The organism is Streptomyces boninensis, assembly GCF_048572725.1.
In the GTDB taxonomy this organism is placed as follows: Bacteria; Actinomycetota; Actinomycetes; order Streptomycetales; family Streptomycetaceae; genus Streptomyces; species Streptomyces boninensis.
In genome coordinates this window covers 3,826,866-3,841,342 of the sequence record NZ_CP183837.1, presented here as the reverse complement: position 1 = coordinate 3,841,342, position 14,477 = coordinate 3,826,866, and the positions used below count along the sequence as shown (strand labels likewise).

Annotated in this window: 14 protein-coding genes; 6 read left to right on the top strand and 8 right to left on the bottom strand. The window is 71.7% G+C overall.

Annotation, left to right across the window (positions count from 1 at the left end):
- Positions 1 to 3 precede the first annotated feature (3 nt).
- Both ACNNMR_RS17355 and ACNNMR_RS17350 read left to right on the top strand, forming a co-directional pair.
- Positions 4 to 798 (top strand): ABC transporter permease, encoded by a 795-nt coding sequence (locus ACNNMR_RS17355; RefSeq protein WP_419995523.1) that lies wholly within the window; start codon positions 4 to 6, stop codon positions 796 to 798.
- A complete protein-coding gene (locus ACNNMR_RS17350) occupies positions 795 to 1,799 on the top strand; it encodes a glycine betaine ABC transporter substrate-binding protein (protein ID WP_419995522.1) in 1,005 nt (334 codons plus the stop codon). The genes ACNNMR_RS17355 and ACNNMR_RS17350 overlap by 4 nt, the downstream gene beginning before the upstream one ends.
- A 204-nt stretch (positions 1,800 to 2,003) precedes the next feature.
- Here ACNNMR_RS17350 and ACNNMR_RS17345 read toward each other — a convergent pair whose 3' ends face one another.
- The 3 genes from ACNNMR_RS17345 to ACNNMR_RS17335 form a co-directional block, all read right to left on the bottom strand.
- On the bottom strand, positions 2,004 to 2,429 hold the full coding sequence (locus ACNNMR_RS17345; protein ID WP_419995521.1) for a hypothetical protein: 426 nt from the start codon (positions 2,427 to 2,429) through the stop codon (positions 2,004 to 2,006).
- Between the two features lie 65 nt (positions 2,430 to 2,494).
- The gene (locus ACNNMR_RS17340) at positions 2,495 to 2,989 is read right to left on the bottom strand and encodes a cysteine dioxygenase (RefSeq protein ID WP_419995520.1); all 495 of its coding nucleotides are present in this window, start codon (positions 2,987 to 2,989) and stop codon (positions 2,495 to 2,497) included.
- On the bottom strand, positions 2,989 to 3,891 hold the full coding sequence (locus ACNNMR_RS17335) for an amidohydrolase (protein ID WP_419995519.1): 903 nt from the start codon (positions 3,889 to 3,891) through the stop codon (positions 2,989 to 2,991). Before ACNNMR_RS17335 ends, ACNNMR_RS17340 begins: the two co-directional genes overlap by 1 nt.
- A 111-nt stretch (positions 3,892 to 4,002) precedes the next feature.
- Between ACNNMR_RS17335 and ACNNMR_RS17330 the strand changes: the two genes are divergently transcribed.
- The gene (locus ACNNMR_RS17330) at positions 4,003 to 5,013 is read left to right on the top strand and encodes a LacI family DNA-binding transcriptional regulator (RefSeq protein WP_419995518.1); all 1,011 of its coding nucleotides are present in this window, start codon (positions 4,003 to 4,005) and stop codon (positions 5,011 to 5,013) included.
- A gap of 1 nt (position 5,014) precedes the next feature.
- On the opposite strand, the gene ACNNMR_RS17325 is transcribed toward ACNNMR_RS17330, so the two are convergent.
- The 4 genes from ACNNMR_RS17325 to ACNNMR_RS17310 are packed head-to-tail and all read right to left on the bottom strand — an operon-like array spanning position 5,015 to position 8,359.
- Positions 5,015 to 5,944, bottom strand: coding sequence for an ABC transporter substrate-binding protein (locus ACNNMR_RS17325; protein ID WP_419995517.1), 930 nt, complete (start codon positions 5,942 to 5,944; stop codon positions 5,015 to 5,017).
- A gap of 13 nt (positions 5,945 to 5,957) precedes the next feature.
- Entirely contained in the window at positions 5,958 to 6,626 is a 669-nt protein-coding gene (locus ACNNMR_RS17320) for an ABC transporter permease (RefSeq protein WP_419995516.1), read from the bottom strand.
- Positions 6,627 to 6,632: 6 nt separating this feature from the next.
- Positions 6,633 to 7,304: an ABC transporter permease gene (locus ACNNMR_RS17315; protein WP_419995515.1), complete on the bottom strand. Its 672-nt coding sequence runs from the start codon at positions 7,302 to 7,304 to the stop codon at positions 6,633 to 6,635.
- Positions 7,301 to 8,359, bottom strand: coding sequence for an ABC transporter ATP-binding protein (locus ACNNMR_RS17310; protein ID WP_419995514.1), 1,059 nt, complete (start codon positions 8,357 to 8,359; stop codon positions 7,301 to 7,303). Before ACNNMR_RS17310 ends, ACNNMR_RS17315 begins: the two co-directional genes overlap by 4 nt.
- Before the next feature lie 82 nt (positions 8,360 to 8,441).
- On the opposite strand from ACNNMR_RS17310, the gene ACNNMR_RS17305 reads away from it, so the two are divergent.
- Entirely contained in the window at positions 8,442 to 9,950 is a 1,509-nt protein-coding gene (locus ACNNMR_RS17305; protein ID WP_419995513.1) for an aromatic amino acid ammonia-lyase, read from the top strand.
- A gap of 27 nt (positions 9,951 to 9,977) precedes the next feature.
- Positions 9,978 to 10,820 (top strand): MurR/RpiR family transcriptional regulator, encoded by an 843-nt coding sequence (locus ACNNMR_RS17300; RefSeq protein ID WP_419995512.1) that lies wholly within the window; start codon positions 9,978 to 9,980, stop codon positions 10,818 to 10,820.
- Between the two features lie 417 nt (positions 10,821 to 11,237).
- Here the strand turns inward: ACNNMR_RS17300 and ACNNMR_RS17295 are convergent, their stop codons facing one another.
- A complete protein-coding gene (locus ACNNMR_RS17295; protein ID WP_419995511.1) occupies positions 11,238 to 12,605 on the bottom strand; it encodes a diaminopimelate decarboxylase in 1,368 nt (455 codons plus the stop codon).
- A gap of 169 nt (positions 12,606 to 12,774) precedes the next feature.
- On the opposite strand from ACNNMR_RS17295, the gene hutU reads away from it, so the two are divergent.
- Entirely contained in the window at positions 12,775 to 14,439 is a 1,665-nt protein-coding gene (gene hutU / locus ACNNMR_RS17290) for a urocanate hydratase (protein ID WP_419995510.1), read from the top strand.
- The last annotated feature ends 38 nt before the right edge of the window (positions 14,440 to 14,477 follow it).

Sequence of the window (14,477 nt, the reverse complement as noted above, 5' to 3'; positions counted from 1 at the left end):
GCGATGGCGGTCATCGCAGAGCCGCGCGCCGACGCCGCCGCGCCCCGGGTGCGGCCGCGCTCGCCGCTGCTGGCGTACGGGCGCTACGCGCTGATGCCGCTGCTCGTCGGCGCCGCGCTGCTGGCGACGTACCTCTACGTCTCCGGCAAGGACCTCGACCGCATCGAGCGCCGCAGCCTGAACGCCGACTATCTCACCAGCCGAATCGTCGACCACCTCGGCCTGACGCTGCTGACGACCGCGCTGATCCTGGTGGTCGCCATCCCGGCGGGCATCCTGCTCACCCGCCCCTGGGCGCGCCGCTGGGCGTCGCCGATCCTGGTCGTCGCGAACATCGGCCAGGCGCTGCCGTCGCTCGGCCTGATCGTCCTCCTGGCCGTGAGCTTCGAGACCCTCGGCGTCAACGAGATCGCGGTCATCGCCTTCCTCGCGTACGGCATCCTCCCCGTCCTCCGCAACACCATCGCCGGGCTGCAGCAGGTCGACCGCTCGGTGATCGAGTCGGCCCGCGGGATGGGCATGACGAAGGGCGCGGTGCTGCGGCGGATCGAGCTGCCGCTGGCGGTGCCGGTGATCCTCGCGGGGGTACGGACCGCGCTGGTCATCACCGTCGGCACGGTCGCGCTGGCCACCTTCGTGGGCGCCGGCGGCCTCGGCGACGTCATCAACAACGGCATCAACTCCAGCCGCGACCTGGTGCTGCTCTCCGGCAGCGTGATGGTCGCCGCGCTGGCGCTGCTCGTCGACTGGGCGGCGGGCATCGTGGAAGACCTCCTCAAGCCCCGGGGGCTGTCGTGAACCGTCATCGTCCGAGGCTGAAGCGCCCCCTGGCGCTGCTGGCCGTCCTCCCGCTCGCCTTCGCCGCCGGCTGCGGGTCCTCTTCCGCCGGTACGGACCTGCCCTCCACCGCCACCGCCGCGCAGCTGAAGGGCGGCAGCCTGGCCAAGGAGGTGGACCTGAAGGGGGCGTCGCTCACCGTCGGCTCGAAGGAGTTCACCGAGCAGCTGGTCCTCGGGCAGATCCTGATCTACGCGCTCGAAGCCACCGGGGCCAAGGCCAAGGACCAGACCGGCCTCATGGGCACCACCATCGTGCGGAAGTCGCTGCTCAGCGGCGACGTTGACGTCTACTGGGACTATGCGGGCACCGGGTGGACGGAGTTCCTGCAGAAGGACTCGGTGCTTCCGGACGCGAAGAAGCAGTTCACCGAGACCGCGCGGCTCGACCACAAGCAGAACAAGGTCACCTGGTTCGGCCCGGCGAAGTTCGGCGACCAGTACGCCATCGCGCGGGCCAAGGACGCCAAGGGCCCGGCGGGCAAGGTCAACAAGATGAGCGACTGGCGCAAGCTCGCCAAGGAGCATCCGGACGAGCTGACGCTGTGCGGCGCCTCGGAGTTCCTGGACCGGGAGCTGGAGAACATGTCGGACACGTACGACGTCCGCTTCCCGCCCTCGCAGGTCACCCAGAACGCCTTCGCGCTGAACTTCGTCAACGTCGCCAAGCAGAGCCCCTGCAACTTCGCCGAGGTCTTCACCACCGACGCCCGCATCAAGTCCATGGACCTGAAGGTCCTGGAGGACGACCGCGGCCACATCATCACCCAGCTGCTGGGGATGACGGTGAAGGACGAGACCGCGAAGAAGTACCCGCAGCTGGAGAAGCTGGCGAAGCTGATCGGCGACAGGCTCACTCAGGAGAAGATCATCGAGCTCAACGGGATGATCGACATCGACGGGGCCACGCCTCAGCAGGCGGCGCTGAAGTTCCTGCGGGACGAGGGCCTCATCGGCAAGTAAGAGGGGGTGTGAGCGCGGGGACCGCCGCACCCTAGTGGTTGCCCACCAAGGGCGGGACGACGGCAGTCCCCGCGAGGGACGCGCGCTGCGCGTCCGGCGTCCTGAGGAGGTCCGGGAGCCGCTCCGGAGGTCCTAGGCGCGACTCTTAATCTGCCGGACGCGTGTTAAATGGGTGCTGCGTACGCGTGACGGTTCGCGAAAGGTTCAGTCCCAGTCGGACGTGCGCCGCTCCCGCCGGAACAGCGTGCTCTTCAGCGAATCGCGGAAGCCGTGCACGGCGTTGACGCCGACGATGCCCGCCCAGGTGACGAGCAGCCCCGGCAGGTCCGCGTTCACCGCGCCGATCGCCGACAGCGGGATCGCGAGGATCAGCGAGACGGTGGCGAAGCCGAAGCGCTCGCCGAAGTTCGAGCCCTCGCCGGACTGCGCCTGGGGGCGGCTGCCGCGGGCGACGATCATCTGCTGCTCGGCGAGCTGGCGGCGGTTGCGCATGTCGAGGCCGTCCATGCGCTGCTGCATCTTGTCGAGGAAGCCGTCGATGAGCTCCTCTTCGTACTCGGGCCCGAGCTCCCTGCGGGTCTGCAGGGTGGCGTCGAGCTCCTTCTTCATCTCGGGATCCAGCGCGCTCATGCCTGCCACAGTACGGAAAACCCGAACCCCGGGGCAGTGGTGCTAACCCCCCACTTCTCCCTGAATCACGCGTCGAGCGGCCGCAGCTCGTCCGCGTAGCTCACGGACACCCGGCGCATCACACCGTCCCGCGAGATGTCGTACTGGCCGAGCCGCCACAGCGGCGGCGAATACGCGTGGATCGACACCGCGTCGTCCGTCGCGCCGGTGAGGCGGTGGATGTGCTCGGGGCCGAAGCAGAAGGACTCCCCGGCCGCGACCGCCGTCTCCAGGTGGGCGCCGCCTATCCGCGGGTTGTGCTCGGTGAGCTCGCCCTGGACCACCCGGACGGCGCCGGAGGAGATGTCGTGGTCGTGCCAGCCGGTGTCGTTCTGCCGGGTCCAGCAGAGCAGCCATATGTCGACGTAGTCGTCCCGGTAGAGCGACGCATAGTGCCGCTCGTCGTCGCTGAAGGCGACCTCGTGCCGCCAGCGCTCCGGCTGCCGGGCCAGCTCGTCGACGAGGGCCTGCAGCTCGTGCTTGGCGAGATTGCGGTGCGGGAGGTGGTCGTACGTGCTCATCAGGCTCCGTTCAGCAGGCGGGCGGGGTTGGTGGTGCGCAGGGCGTGCAGGGCCGCCGCGTCGCCGAGGTCCGGGTGGACCGGTTCGGCGTACGGGCGGTCGCTGCCGGCGCAGAGGGCGTCGATGCCGGTGGTGCGGAGCATGGCGTCGACGGCGCGGGTGCCGTACGAGGACGTCTCGTAGAAGACCTGCGGGTCGATGGCGCCGCGGTCGCGCTCGGCGGCGGCGGAGCGGGCGGCGAGGCGCTCGCCGTGCAGCGGGGCGAGCCCGGCGAGCAGCGCGAAGCAGACCCGGAGGCGGGGGTGGCGGGCGCGGCCGAAGGCGCGGAAGGCGTGCCAGGAGGCGTGCATCTGCGTCACGTACGGGACCAGGGCGGGCCACCAGGACGGGGCGCCCGGCGGGGCGGGGGCGGCGGGCCCGGGGTGGACGAAGAGGGGCTTGCCGGCCGCCTCCAGGGCTTCGAGGAGCGGGCCGGTCGCGCGCCATCCCGCCTCGTCCACAAGGGCGTTGGCGGGGAGCTGGAGGCCGTACGCGCCCCGGGCCAGCTCGCGGGTCAGCGCCGCCGGGTCGGGGCGGGTGAGCGAGGCGGCGGCCCAGGCGCCGAACGGGGGCGGGAGGTCGTGGACGCCGTCGTGGTACGCGGCGAGGAGCTCGTCGGCCTCGTCGGGCGGGAGGAGTTCGATGCCGAGCGGGGAGGAGAGCGAGACCAGCGCCAGGTCGAGGCCGTCGGCCGCGGCGAGGGCGGCGCGGGCCGCGGTGTCGTGGTCGGCGGGGGCGACGTCGTACGGCGGCTCGCCGTCCAGGTGCAGCGTCCAGCCGTCCAGCCGCGGCGCCGCGGTGCGGGCGCGCAGCAGGGCGATCAGCCGGGCCGGCCAGATGTGCTGGTGGACGTCGGTGGGCACGCGGAGTCCGATCCTGTGTTACTTAAACGCTTCACTGATGCGCTTAACTTAAGCGTTTCACAACGGCGCGTCAAGACCGGCTGTCACCCCGTTCGACTATGGTTCTGAGCCATGCCCGGCCCCCGTAAGCGCACCACCCTCCGCGAGGTCGCGGAGGCCACCGGCCTGTCCACGGCGGCCGTTTCGTACGCGCTGCGCGGCCAGCATGTCTCCAAGGAGACCGAGGAGCGGGTCCGGCGCGCCGCCGAGGAGCTCGGCTATGAGGCGGACCCCATCGCCCGCGCGCTGGCCAGCGGCCGTACGAGCATGGTCGGCGTCGTCGCCGGGGACCTCTCCGACCTGTGGCAGCAGCAGCTGTCCACCGCGATCGGCCGCGAGTTGCTGGCGCACGACCGCTATGCGCTGATCCTCGACGCGGGCGGCGACCCGGAGCGGGAGCTGAAGCTCGCCCGGCAGCTGCGCGATCAGCGGGTGGACGGCCTGGTGGTGTCGCCGCTCGACCCCTCGGCGGAGGGGTGGGCGAAGCTGGCGGAGTCGCTGCCGGTGGTGTCGGTGGGCGACTCGCTGTCCAGCGCGAAGCGCACGGCGGGCGAGGTGCTCTTCGACAACCGCGCCGGGATCGACACGGTGCTGGAGTATCTGAAGGGCCTCGGCCACCGGCGGATCGCGGTGCTCACGCCGACCGCCGTCGCCACCCCCGACCGGCCCGCGGATGTGTACGTACAGGAGGCCGCCCAGCGCCTCGGCCTGGAGGCGCGGATGCTGCCGTGCCCGCAGTCGCTGGCGGAGGCGACGGCGGTCGCGCGCGGTGTCCTGGCGGACGGCGAGCGGCCGTCGGCGGTGTTCTGCTTCTCGGACTCGATCGCGTACGGGGTGTATGCCGCGGTGCGGGAGCTGTCGCTGTGGGTCGGCAAGGACATCTCCGTCGTCGGCTACGACGACCATCCCGTCTCGCAGCTGCTCACGCCCGCGCTGACCTCCGTCGGCTGGGACCGGCAGGAGATCGTCGATACCGCCAGCGGGCTCGTGCTGGCGGCCATCGACGGCAAGCGGGTGCGCCGGAAGCGCGAGGTGGTGGCGCCCCGGCTGTACGAGCGGGAGTCGGTCGCCGAGGTGAACTGACCTACTTGGCCAGCCCCTTCTCCTGCACCCACGCCTTCGCCACCCGGTCCGGGTCCTTCTTGTCCTTGTCCACCTGCTTGGTGAGCTGCGTCAGCTCTTCCGTGGTCAGGATCGCGCCCAGGCGGGCCAGGGCCTTGCGGACCTTGTCGTCGGCCTTGCGGGTGGCTATCAGCGGGACCACGTGCTGGCCGGGGATGAGGTTCTTCGGGTCGGCCAGGGCGATCCAGCCGTTGGCGGCGAGGTCGACGTCCGTGGAGAAGACGTTGGCCACGTCGATGTCGCCCTTCTTCAGGGCGCCCTTCACCAGCGGCCCGGAGGAGTCCAGGGACTTGAACTCCTTGAACTCGACCCCGTACACCTCCTTCAGGCCGACCACGCCGACCTCGCGCTTCTCCATCTCCGGGGCCGCGCCGAAGACCAGCTTGCCGTTGTGCTTCTTCAGGTCGGCGAGGCTGCGGAGGCCGTACTTCTCGGCGGTTTCCGGGGTTACGGCGAAGACGTCCGAGTTCTCCGCGGCCGAGTACGACAGCACCTCCAGGCCCTTGGGCAGCGCGATGGTGAGGGCGTTCTGCATCGCGCCCTCCTCCGTCGCCTTCGCCTTCGGGGCGAGGTAGTGCAGCAGCGCGCCCTGGTACTCGGGCAGCACGTCGATGTCGCCGGCCTTCAGCGCCGGGATGACGATCTCGCGGGAGCCGAGGTTGGGTTTGACCGAGGTCTCCACGCCCGCCGCCTTCAGCACCTCCGCGTAGAGGTAGCCGAGGATCTGGTTCTCGCTGAAGTTGGCGGTGCCGATGGTCAGGCCGCCGGCGGAGCTGCCGGTGCCCTCGCCGAGGGTGGACTCGTCCTTGAGTGAGGTGATGCCGCCACAGGCGGCGATCGCGGGGGTGGCGGTGGCGGCCAGCAGGCCGGCCAGGACTTTCCTGCGGTGCATGGCGTGGATCCCTTCAGGCCCGGGCCGGGCGGTGGCGGAAGAGCAGGCGCTGGACGCCGCCGAGGGCGAGGTCGACGGCGATGGCGAGGACGGCGACCAGCACCGCTCCGCCCAGCACCTGGACGAGGTCGCGCTGCGCGAGCCCGTCGAAGACGTAGCGGCCGAGGCCGCCGAAGCTGACGTACGCGGCGATGGTGGCGGTCGCGATCACCTGGACCACGGCGAGCCGGACGCCCGTCATGATCAGCGGGAGCGCGAGCGGCACCTCGACCTTCCACAGCACCTGCCAGCCGGTGAGCCCCTGCCCCGCGGCCGCGTCCTTCACCTCGGGGGAGACGGCGGCCATCCCGGCGTACGTATTGGTGACGATGACCGGGACGGCGAGGGCGACCAGCGAGATGTAGACCGGCCACATGCTCAGGCCGCTGACCAGGAAGACCAGGGTGATCAGGCCGACGGTCGGGAGCGCGCGGCCGAAGCTGGCGAGGTTGATCGCGAGGAAGGCGCCGCGTCCGGTGTGGCCGATGAGGAGGCCGATCGGGAACGCGATGAGCGCGGCGATCAGCGTCGACAGCAGGCTGTATTCGGCGTGTTCCAGGAGCCGGGTGCCGATGCCGGAGGTGCCGGTCCACTGGTCGGCGGAGGTCAGCCAGTCGCCGAGGTTCTTGAGGAGTTCCCACATGGTGCGTCAGGCCGCCTTTCCTGCGCTGGTACGGGCGGCGTGGCCGCGCTGCCACGGCGTGCACAGCCACTGCACGGCGACCAGCAGCGAGTCCGCCACCAGCGCCAGCAGCAGCGTCAGCGCGACGCCCGCCCACACCGGCGTGGTGAAGTTGCGCTGGAAGCCGTCGGTGAAGAGCTGGCCGAGGCCGCCGTAGCCGATGTAACTGGCCACGCTCACCAGCGAGATCGACATCACCGTGGCGACCCGTACGCCCGCCATGATGACCGGCAGCGCGAGCGGCAGCTCGACGGTGAGGAGGGTGCGGGTGCGGGACGAGCCCATCGCGACCGAGGCCTCGCGGGCGTGGGCGGGGACGGCGTCCAGGCCCTCGACGGTGTTGCGGATCAGGACGCAGAGCGTGTACGCGGTGAGCCCGACGATCGCCGTCGTCCTGGTCAGGCCGGTGATCGGCAGGAGCAGGACGAAGAGGGCGAGGGACGGGATCGTGTAGAGGATGCTCGAGATGCCGAGCAGCAGCCCGCGCAGCGCCCGTACGCGATGGGCGACGACCGCGAGCGGCACGGCGATCAGGAGGCCGAAGAGGACGGCGGGGCCCGCCGTGGCCATGTGGTCGAGGGCGAGGACGGTCAGGTCGCGGCCGTGATCCGGGATCCAGGCCCAGTCGATGGAGCTCACGAGGCCGCGTCCGCGGTGGCCACCCGCGCGTGCTCGTCGCCGGCGGCGTCGTGGATGGCGTCGCGGCTGGTGACGCCGGTCAGCTTGCCGTCCTTGTCGACGCGGACGACGAGGCCGGAGGGGGAGGAGACGGCCTCGTTGAGCGCGGCGAGGAGCGAGTCGTCGTCGGACAGCGGGCGTACGGGCAGCAGGTCCCGGGCCGCGTCCGCTTCGGTGTCGCGCCAGCCCTGCGGCTTGCCCGCGCTGGATGTCTCCAGCCGCCAGCGGCCGCCCTCCGGCGCCGGGTGCTGCTCGACGCCCGCGAGGGTGCTCAGGGAGAGCAGCTTCAGGCCGCGTTCGGCGCCCAGGAAGTCGGCGACGAAGTCGTCCGCCGGGCGGGCGAGGAGCTCGGCCGGGGTGGCGCACTGCACGAGCTGGCCGCCCGTACGGAAGATGGCGATGCGGTCGCCGAGGCGGACGGCCTCGTCGATGTCGTGGGTGACGAAGACGATGGTCTTCCGCAGCTCCTCCTGGAGGCGCAGCAGCTCGTCCTGGAGGTGGGCCCGTACCACCGGGTCGACCGCGCTGAACGGCTCGTCCATCAGCAGCACCGGCGGGTCCGCCGCCAGCGCGCGGGCCACGCCGACGCGCTGCTGCTGGCCGCCGGAGAGCTGGTGCGGATAGCGCTTCGCGGACTTCGGGTCCAGGCCGACGCGCTCCAGCAGCTCGGCGGCGCGGGCGCGGGCCTTCTTGCGGCCCCAGCCCAGCACCAGCGGCACGGTGGCGACGTTGTCGAGGACCGTACGGTGCGGGAAGAGGCCCGCCTGCTGGATGACGTAGCCGATGCCGCGGCGCAGCTCGGCGCGGTCGGTGGCGGAAATGTCCTTGCCGCCCAGCTGTATTCGGCCTGAGCTGGGCTCCACCATGCGGTTGACCATGCGGAGGGTGGTCGTCTTGCCGCATCCTGAGGTGCCGACCAGGACCGTGATGCCGCCCTCGGGCATCGTCAGGGTCAGGTCGTCCACCGCTGTGGTGCCGTTCGGGTAGTGCTTGCTGACTGATTCGAACTCGATCACCGGGAGCCCCTTGCCCCTTGCCCTGTCTGCATATGGTCATGCAGAGTTCTTGCCACGTGAATAGAAGTCAAGGGAGTGGAGGATGACGTCTCACACGTTGGACACCGCCGCGCCCGTCATCCTTGACGGCCGGGACATGTCGGTGGCGGATGTCGTCCGCCTCGCCGAAGGACGACACACTGCCACGGCCTCGGCGGACGCGCTCAAGCGGGTCCACCGCTCCTGGGAGACGGCGCGGGCGCTGACGGCGGCGGGCACGCTGTACGGGCGCTCGACCGGGGTCGGCGCGAACCGCAGCATCATCGTCGAGGCCGGCGACGAAGGCCTCGCCGACGCGGGCGGCGACAGCCACGGCATGCGCCTGCTGCGCAGCCACGCGGGCGCGATCGGCGCGCCGCTGCCGGCGCCGCAGGTGCGGGCGATGCTGGCCGTACGCCTGAACCAGATCCTCGCGGGCGGTGCGGGCGTGAAGCCCGCGATCGCCGCCGCGCTGGAGGCGGCGCTGGCGAGCGGGGCGACGCCGCTGGTGCACGAGTACGGGGCGGTGGGCACGGGCGACCTCGGCGCGCTGGCCCAGACAGGGCTCGCGCTGGCGGGCGAGCACCCGTGGGAGGGCGGCAGGGCGCCGGCCCCCATCGTCCTCGACACGAATGACGCGCTGGCGCTGATCAGCAGCAATGCCATGACTCTGGGCCAGGCGGCGCTCGCTCTCGACCGCCTGCGGACGCTGCTGCGCGCCGCGCAGACCGTGGCGGCGCTGGGCCTGCACGCGGTGGACGGCTCCCTGGAGGCGTACGCGCATCCGGTGCACGAGGCGCGCCCGCACGAGGGGACGGTGGCGGCGGCCGCGGAGATCAGGCGGCTGCTGGACGTGCAGGGCCCCGGGCCTTCCGGAGCTCCTGGCGCCGCCCGGATCCGTATCCAGGACCCCTTCGCCTTCCGCTGCCTGCCGCAGGTGCACGGGCCCGCGCTGGACTCGGCGGATGCGCTGGAGCGGGTGCTGGCGGTCGACCTGAACGCGGCGGCGGAGAACCCGCTGATCCGCGAGGACACGCATACGGCGTGGCACCACGGAAACTTCTTCGCGGGTCATCTCGCCCTTGCCCTGGACCAGTTCCGGCTGGCGGTGCTGCAGGTGGCGCAGCTGTCGACGGCGCGCCTAGGCGCGCTGACGGAGCCGTCGATGACGGGGCTGCAGCCGTTCCTGGGGGATGCCTCGGCGCCCGGCAGCTCGGGCGTGATGATCCTCGAGTACGCGGCCGCGGCCGCCCTCGCCGAGCTGCGGACGGCGGCGGCGCCGGTGACCCTCGGCCATACGTCGCTCTCGCGCGGCGTCGAGGAACAGTCGAGCTTCGCCTCGCAGGCGGCGCGATTGGCGTTGCGTGCGTCGGAGAGCCTGCGGCAGGTGCTGGCCTGCGAGCTGGTGACGGCCGTACGGGCGCTGCGGCAGCGCAAGTCCGTACCGGACGGCCCCGCGGGGGAGGCTTTCGAGGCGGCGGCGCGGGTGCTCGACCCGCGGATGGCCGACCGGCCGCTGACGGCGGATGTCGCGGTGGCCGGGGGACTGATGGAACGGTTGGCGGCGGTGTGAGATCCGCGGATGGGAGTAGAGGCGCGCATGGGTTCCGGAGCTGAGGCCCGGCTGCACAAGCTCTTCGAGGGGCACCGGCTGACGCCGACGCAGCGGCGGATCGCGCACTGCATGCTGCGGCGGGCCGCGGACGCCCCCTTCCTGTCGAGCGTGGAACTGGCGGAGCTGGCCGGCGTGAGCCAGCCGTCTGTGACGCGCTTCGCCGTGGCGTTGGGGTTCGACGGGTATCCGGCGCTGCGGAAGCACTTGCGTGCGGAGGGGGCGCAGAGCGGCGAAGCGACGTCCGGCGCGCCGGACTTCAACGAGTACCAGCAGGCCGTACAGGCGGAGATCGAGAACCTCCGCCAGCTCTCCGCGCTGCTCGGCGACCCGGAGCCGGTGGAGCGCGCCGGCCGGCTGCTGGCGGGGTCGCGACCGCTGCCGGTGCTCGGCCTGCGAGCCGCTGCCGCGCAGGCGAAGGGCTTCGCGTACTTCGCGGCCAAGGTCCATCCGGACGTACGCCTGCTCGACGAGGGCGGCTCGATGCTCGCCGACCGCATCGAAGTGGCCTCGGCAGCGGGAGCGTCTGCCTTGCTGTGCTTCGCGCTGCCGCGTCATCCGCGGGAGGTAGTGGAGGGCTTGGAGGCTGCTCGGGAGGCTGGGCTGACGGTGGTGTCCGTGGCGGACTCGACTTTCGCGCCGGTGGCGGAGGCGAGCGACGTGCTGCTGCCGGCGGGGGTAGGGACGGGGCTGGCCTTTGATACGGCGTGTGCGCCGATGCTGCTGGGGCGGGTGTTGCTGGAGGCTATGTGTGATGCCTTGCCGGGGGCGCAGGGGCGGTTGGAGGCGTTTGATGTGCGGGCGGCTGAGCGGGGGTTGTTTGTGGAGTGATGCTCGGCCTTCGGTCTTCGGCTCTCGGCCTGCTTGTGGGGGCGGGTGAGTGAGGGGGCGGGTGAGTGAGGGGGCGGATGAGTTGGCATCGGATGGTGACGGTCGTGCTGCCGGGTCCGGATTGGCTCGGTGCCGGAAACGGATGGCTGGCTACGGAGGGGTAGGGGGCGGCGGGGCACGAAGGCTGCCGGGCGGCGGTTGGGCATTCACGCCCCTGCCCCATTGCCACCCGGCAGCGCTACGGGCCAGCTTCCCCGCCGCCCCGCTTCCCCCACCGCCGCCCGGCAGCGCTACCTGCCCCGCCTCCCCCACCCCTCCGCAGCCAGCCATCCGTTTCCGGCACCGCACCTCAGAGCAGGACGGCGACGCTGCCGTCACCATCCGATGCCAACCCATCCGCCATCGCCAGCACCAGCATCACCCCAAGCTAGTAAGCGAATCCCTCCGCCCAGCCCCCGACTCAGCCACCACCTGCTCAATCGTCTGCGGATCACGCACCATCGCGAACTGCACAACCCCACTCTCCGCATCCGCCCGGAAGCCATAAACCCCCGGCCGTGGCAGGCTGTTGTACCCGAAGGGCGTCGACGCGTAGTAAGCCCCCGTATCCAGCAGCCCCACCCAATCCCCCGCCCCCAGCAGCGGCAGCCGCCGTCCGCGGGCCACCAAGTCGCCCGCGAAGCAGCACGGCCCGGCCACGTCCTGGACCACCGAGGGGTCGGCTTTCGGGATGCCCTTCTCGTCGTACGCCGCCACTCGCAGCGGCCACGACTCCGGCGCGAAGACGGTGCGCGTCGCCACCTGCGCGCCCGCGTGCGTGACCGCGATCGGGCGGCCGCCCGCGGACTTCGCGTACTCGACCCGGGCCAGCACCACGCCCGCCTTCGCGAGCACCGACCGCCCGAACTCCGTCACCAGCCCGTACCGCCCGTCGAGCAGCCCGGGGAGCTCCTCGCGCAGCAGGCGGGCGTAATCGTGGAAGGTGGGTGTTGTCTCGTCCGAGTCGAAGTTCACCGTCAGGCCGCCGCCGATGTCGAGCGTGTCGATCTGGCGGCGGCCCGCGGCCGAGTTGATCTCCTCCGCGAGCTCGTACACCGCCCGTACGCCCGCTACCTGCAGATCCAGCGGGATGCCCTGGGAGCCGGTGTGCGCATGCAGCCGGGTCAGCCAGGGGCGGTCGAGGTACGCCCGTACCACCCACTCCCGCGCCCCTTCATCGCGCAGCGTCACCCCGAACTTCGACGTCGCCGTCGCCGTCGACATCGCGTCGATCGAGCCGGCGCCGAGCTGAGGATTCACTCGCAGGCCCAGCGGAGAGCGCGTGCGGGCCGAGGCGACGAGGGCGTCGAGGCGGGTGAGCTCCTCGCGGCTGTCGGCGTTCACGGCGATGCCGAGGGCGAGGGCCTCGCGGAGTTCGGCGCGGGTCTTGGCGGGGGAGTCGAGGACCGTGTGCGATACGGGCACGCCGGCGGCGCGCGCCAGCGCCAGCTCGCCGGGGCTGGCGACCTCCGCGCCCAGGCCCTCCGCGTGCAGCAGTCGCAGCACCGGGACCAGGGACGCGGCCTTGACCGCGAAGGCGTGCAGGATCGGGGTACCCGGCGCCGCGACCGCGGCGAAGGCGGCGCGCAGTTCGGCGGCGGCGTAGCGGATGGCGTGGACGTCCAGCAAGGCCGCGACCGGCTCCCGCTCGGAGACCAGCTCCTGCTCGATGGCGGCGCGGACGGCGAGGTCGCGGCGGGTGGACAGCAGATCGTCCGGCGCGGACGGGGCCTGATCGGAAGGCATGGCGGCAGTCAACCACCCGACGGCAAATGCTGTCTTGTGCATGTCCAGCAAGTGGACTAGACCGCAGTCACGACGTTCCGGCCAGGATGGCCGGGATGCCGTATTGACTGGATCTATTCAGTTGGTAGGTTCAGTGCAGTAGTCCATTCACGTCAGGGAGGGCAGGGTCATGTCAGGACCGCGCCCCGTGCGGGCACCGCGCGGTACGGCACTGAGCGCCAAGGGCTGGCAGCAGGAAGCCGCGCTGCGGATGCTCCAGAACAACCTCGACCCGGAGGTCGCCGAGCACCCCGACAAGCTCGTCGTCTACGGCGGCACGGGCAAGGCCGCGCGCGACTGGCGGTCCTTCGACGCCATGGTGCGGACGCTGGAGACGCTCAAGGCCGACGAGACGATGCTGGTCCAGTCCGGCCGCCCCGTCGGCGTCATGCAGACCCACGAGTGGGCGCCGCGGGTGCTCCTCGCCAACTCCAACCTGGTCGGGGACTGGGCGAACTGGGAGGAGTTCCGGCGGCTGGAGGCCCTCGGCCTCACCATGTACGGGCAGATGACCGCCGGCTCGTGGATCTACATCGGCACGCAGGGCATCCTGCAGGGCACGTACGAGACCTTCGCCGCCGTTGCCGCCAAGAAGTTCAACGGCACCCTCGCCGGCACCATCACCCTCACCGCAGGCCTCGGCGGCATGGGCGGCGCCCAGCCGCTCGCCGTGACGATGAACGACGGCGTCGTCATCTGCATCGACTGCGACCCGCGCGCGATCGACCGGCGCATCGAGCACCGCTTCCTGGACGTGAAGGCCGATTCGGTGCAGCACGCCCTGCAGCTCGCCGTCGAGGCCCGGGACGCCCGCCGTCCGCTTTCCATCGGCCTGCTCGGCAACGCCGCGGACCTGCTGCCGCAGCTGCTCGCGGAGGGCGCGCCGATCGACATCGTCACCGACCAGACCTCCGCCCACGACCCGCTCGCCTACCTGCCGAGCGGTGTCGACTTCGACGACATGGAGTCGTACGCGACGAAGGACCCGGCGGGCTTCACCACCCGCGCCCGCGAGTCCATGGCCAAGCACGTCGAGGCCATGGTCGGCTTCATGGACGCCGGCGCCGAGGTCTTCGACTACGGCAACTCCATCCGCGGCGAGGCGCAGCTGGCCGGCTACGACCGCGCCTTCGCCTTCCCGGGCTTCGTGCCCGCGTACATCCGCCCCCTCTTCTGCGAGGGCAAGGGCCCCTTCCGCTGGGCGGCCCTGTCCGGCGACCCGAAGGACATCGCCGCGACCGACCGCGCCGTGCTCGACCTCTTCCCCGAGAACGAGTCCCTCGCCCGCTGGATCAAGATGGCGGGCGAGCGCGTCCACTTCCAGGGCCTCCCGGCCCGCATCTGCTGGCTCGGCTACGGGGAGCGCGACAAGGCCGGTGAGCGCTTCAACGACATGGTGGCGAGCGGCGAGCTGTCGGCGCCCGTCGTCATCGGCCGCGACCACCTGGACTGCGGCTCGGTGGCGTCCCCGTACCGCGAGACCGAGGGCATGAAGGACGGCTCGGACGCGATCGCGGACTGGCCGCTGCTGAACGCGATGGTGAATGTCGCGTCGGGCGCCTCGTGGGTGTCCCTGCACCACGGGGGCGGGGTCGGCATGGGCCGGTCCCTTCACGCCGGGCAGGTCACGGTGGCGGACGGCACGCCGCTGGCGGGCGAGAAGATCCGGCGGGTGCTGACGAACGACCCGGGGATGGGCGTGATCCGGCACGTGGACGCGGGGTACGAGGAGGCGGAGGCCGTCGCGGAGGCGCGCGGGGTCCGCATTCCGATGCGGGAGGGCGGGCAGGCGTGACCGCTCAGCACGACCCCCGCGCCGTCGGCGCGGGGGGC

Coding starts and splice junctions, on each gene's coding strand:
- ACNNMR_RS17355 (WP_419995523.1), top strand. CDS start 4: ATGGCGGTCATCGCAGAGCCGCGCGCCGACGCCGCCGCGCCCCGGGTG.
- ACNNMR_RS17345 (WP_419995521.1), bottom strand. CDS start 2,429: ATGAGCGCGCTGGATCCCGAGATGAAGAAGGAGCTCGACGCCACCCTG.
- ACNNMR_RS17340 (WP_419995520.1), bottom strand. CDS start 2,989: ATGAGCACGTACGACCACCTCCCGCACCGCAATCTCGCCAAGCACGAG.
- ACNNMR_RS17330 (WP_419995518.1), top strand. CDS start 4,003: ATGCCCGGCCCCCGTAAGCGCACCACCCTCCGCGAGGTCGCGGAGGCC.
- ACNNMR_RS17325 (WP_419995517.1), bottom strand. CDS start 5,944: ATGCACCGCAGGAAAGTCCTGGCCGGCCTGCTGGCCGCCACCGCCACC.
- ACNNMR_RS17320 (WP_419995516.1), bottom strand. CDS start 6,626: ATGTGGGAACTCCTCAAGAACCTCGGCGACTGGCTGACCTCCGCCGAC.
- ACNNMR_RS17305 (WP_419995513.1), top strand. CDS start 8,442: ATGACGTCTCACACGTTGGACACCGCCGCGCCCGTCATCCTTGACGGC.
- ACNNMR_RS17300 (WP_419995512.1), top strand. CDS start 9,978: ATGGGTTCCGGAGCTGAGGCCCGGCTGCACAAGCTCTTCGAGGGGCAC.
- ACNNMR_RS17295 (WP_419995511.1), bottom strand. CDS start 12,605: ATGCCTTCCGATCAGGCCCCGTCCGCGCCGGACGATCTGCTGTCCACC.
- hutU (WP_419995510.1), top strand. CDS start 12,775: ATGTCAGGACCGCGCCCCGTGCGGGCACCGCGCGGTACGGCACTGAGC.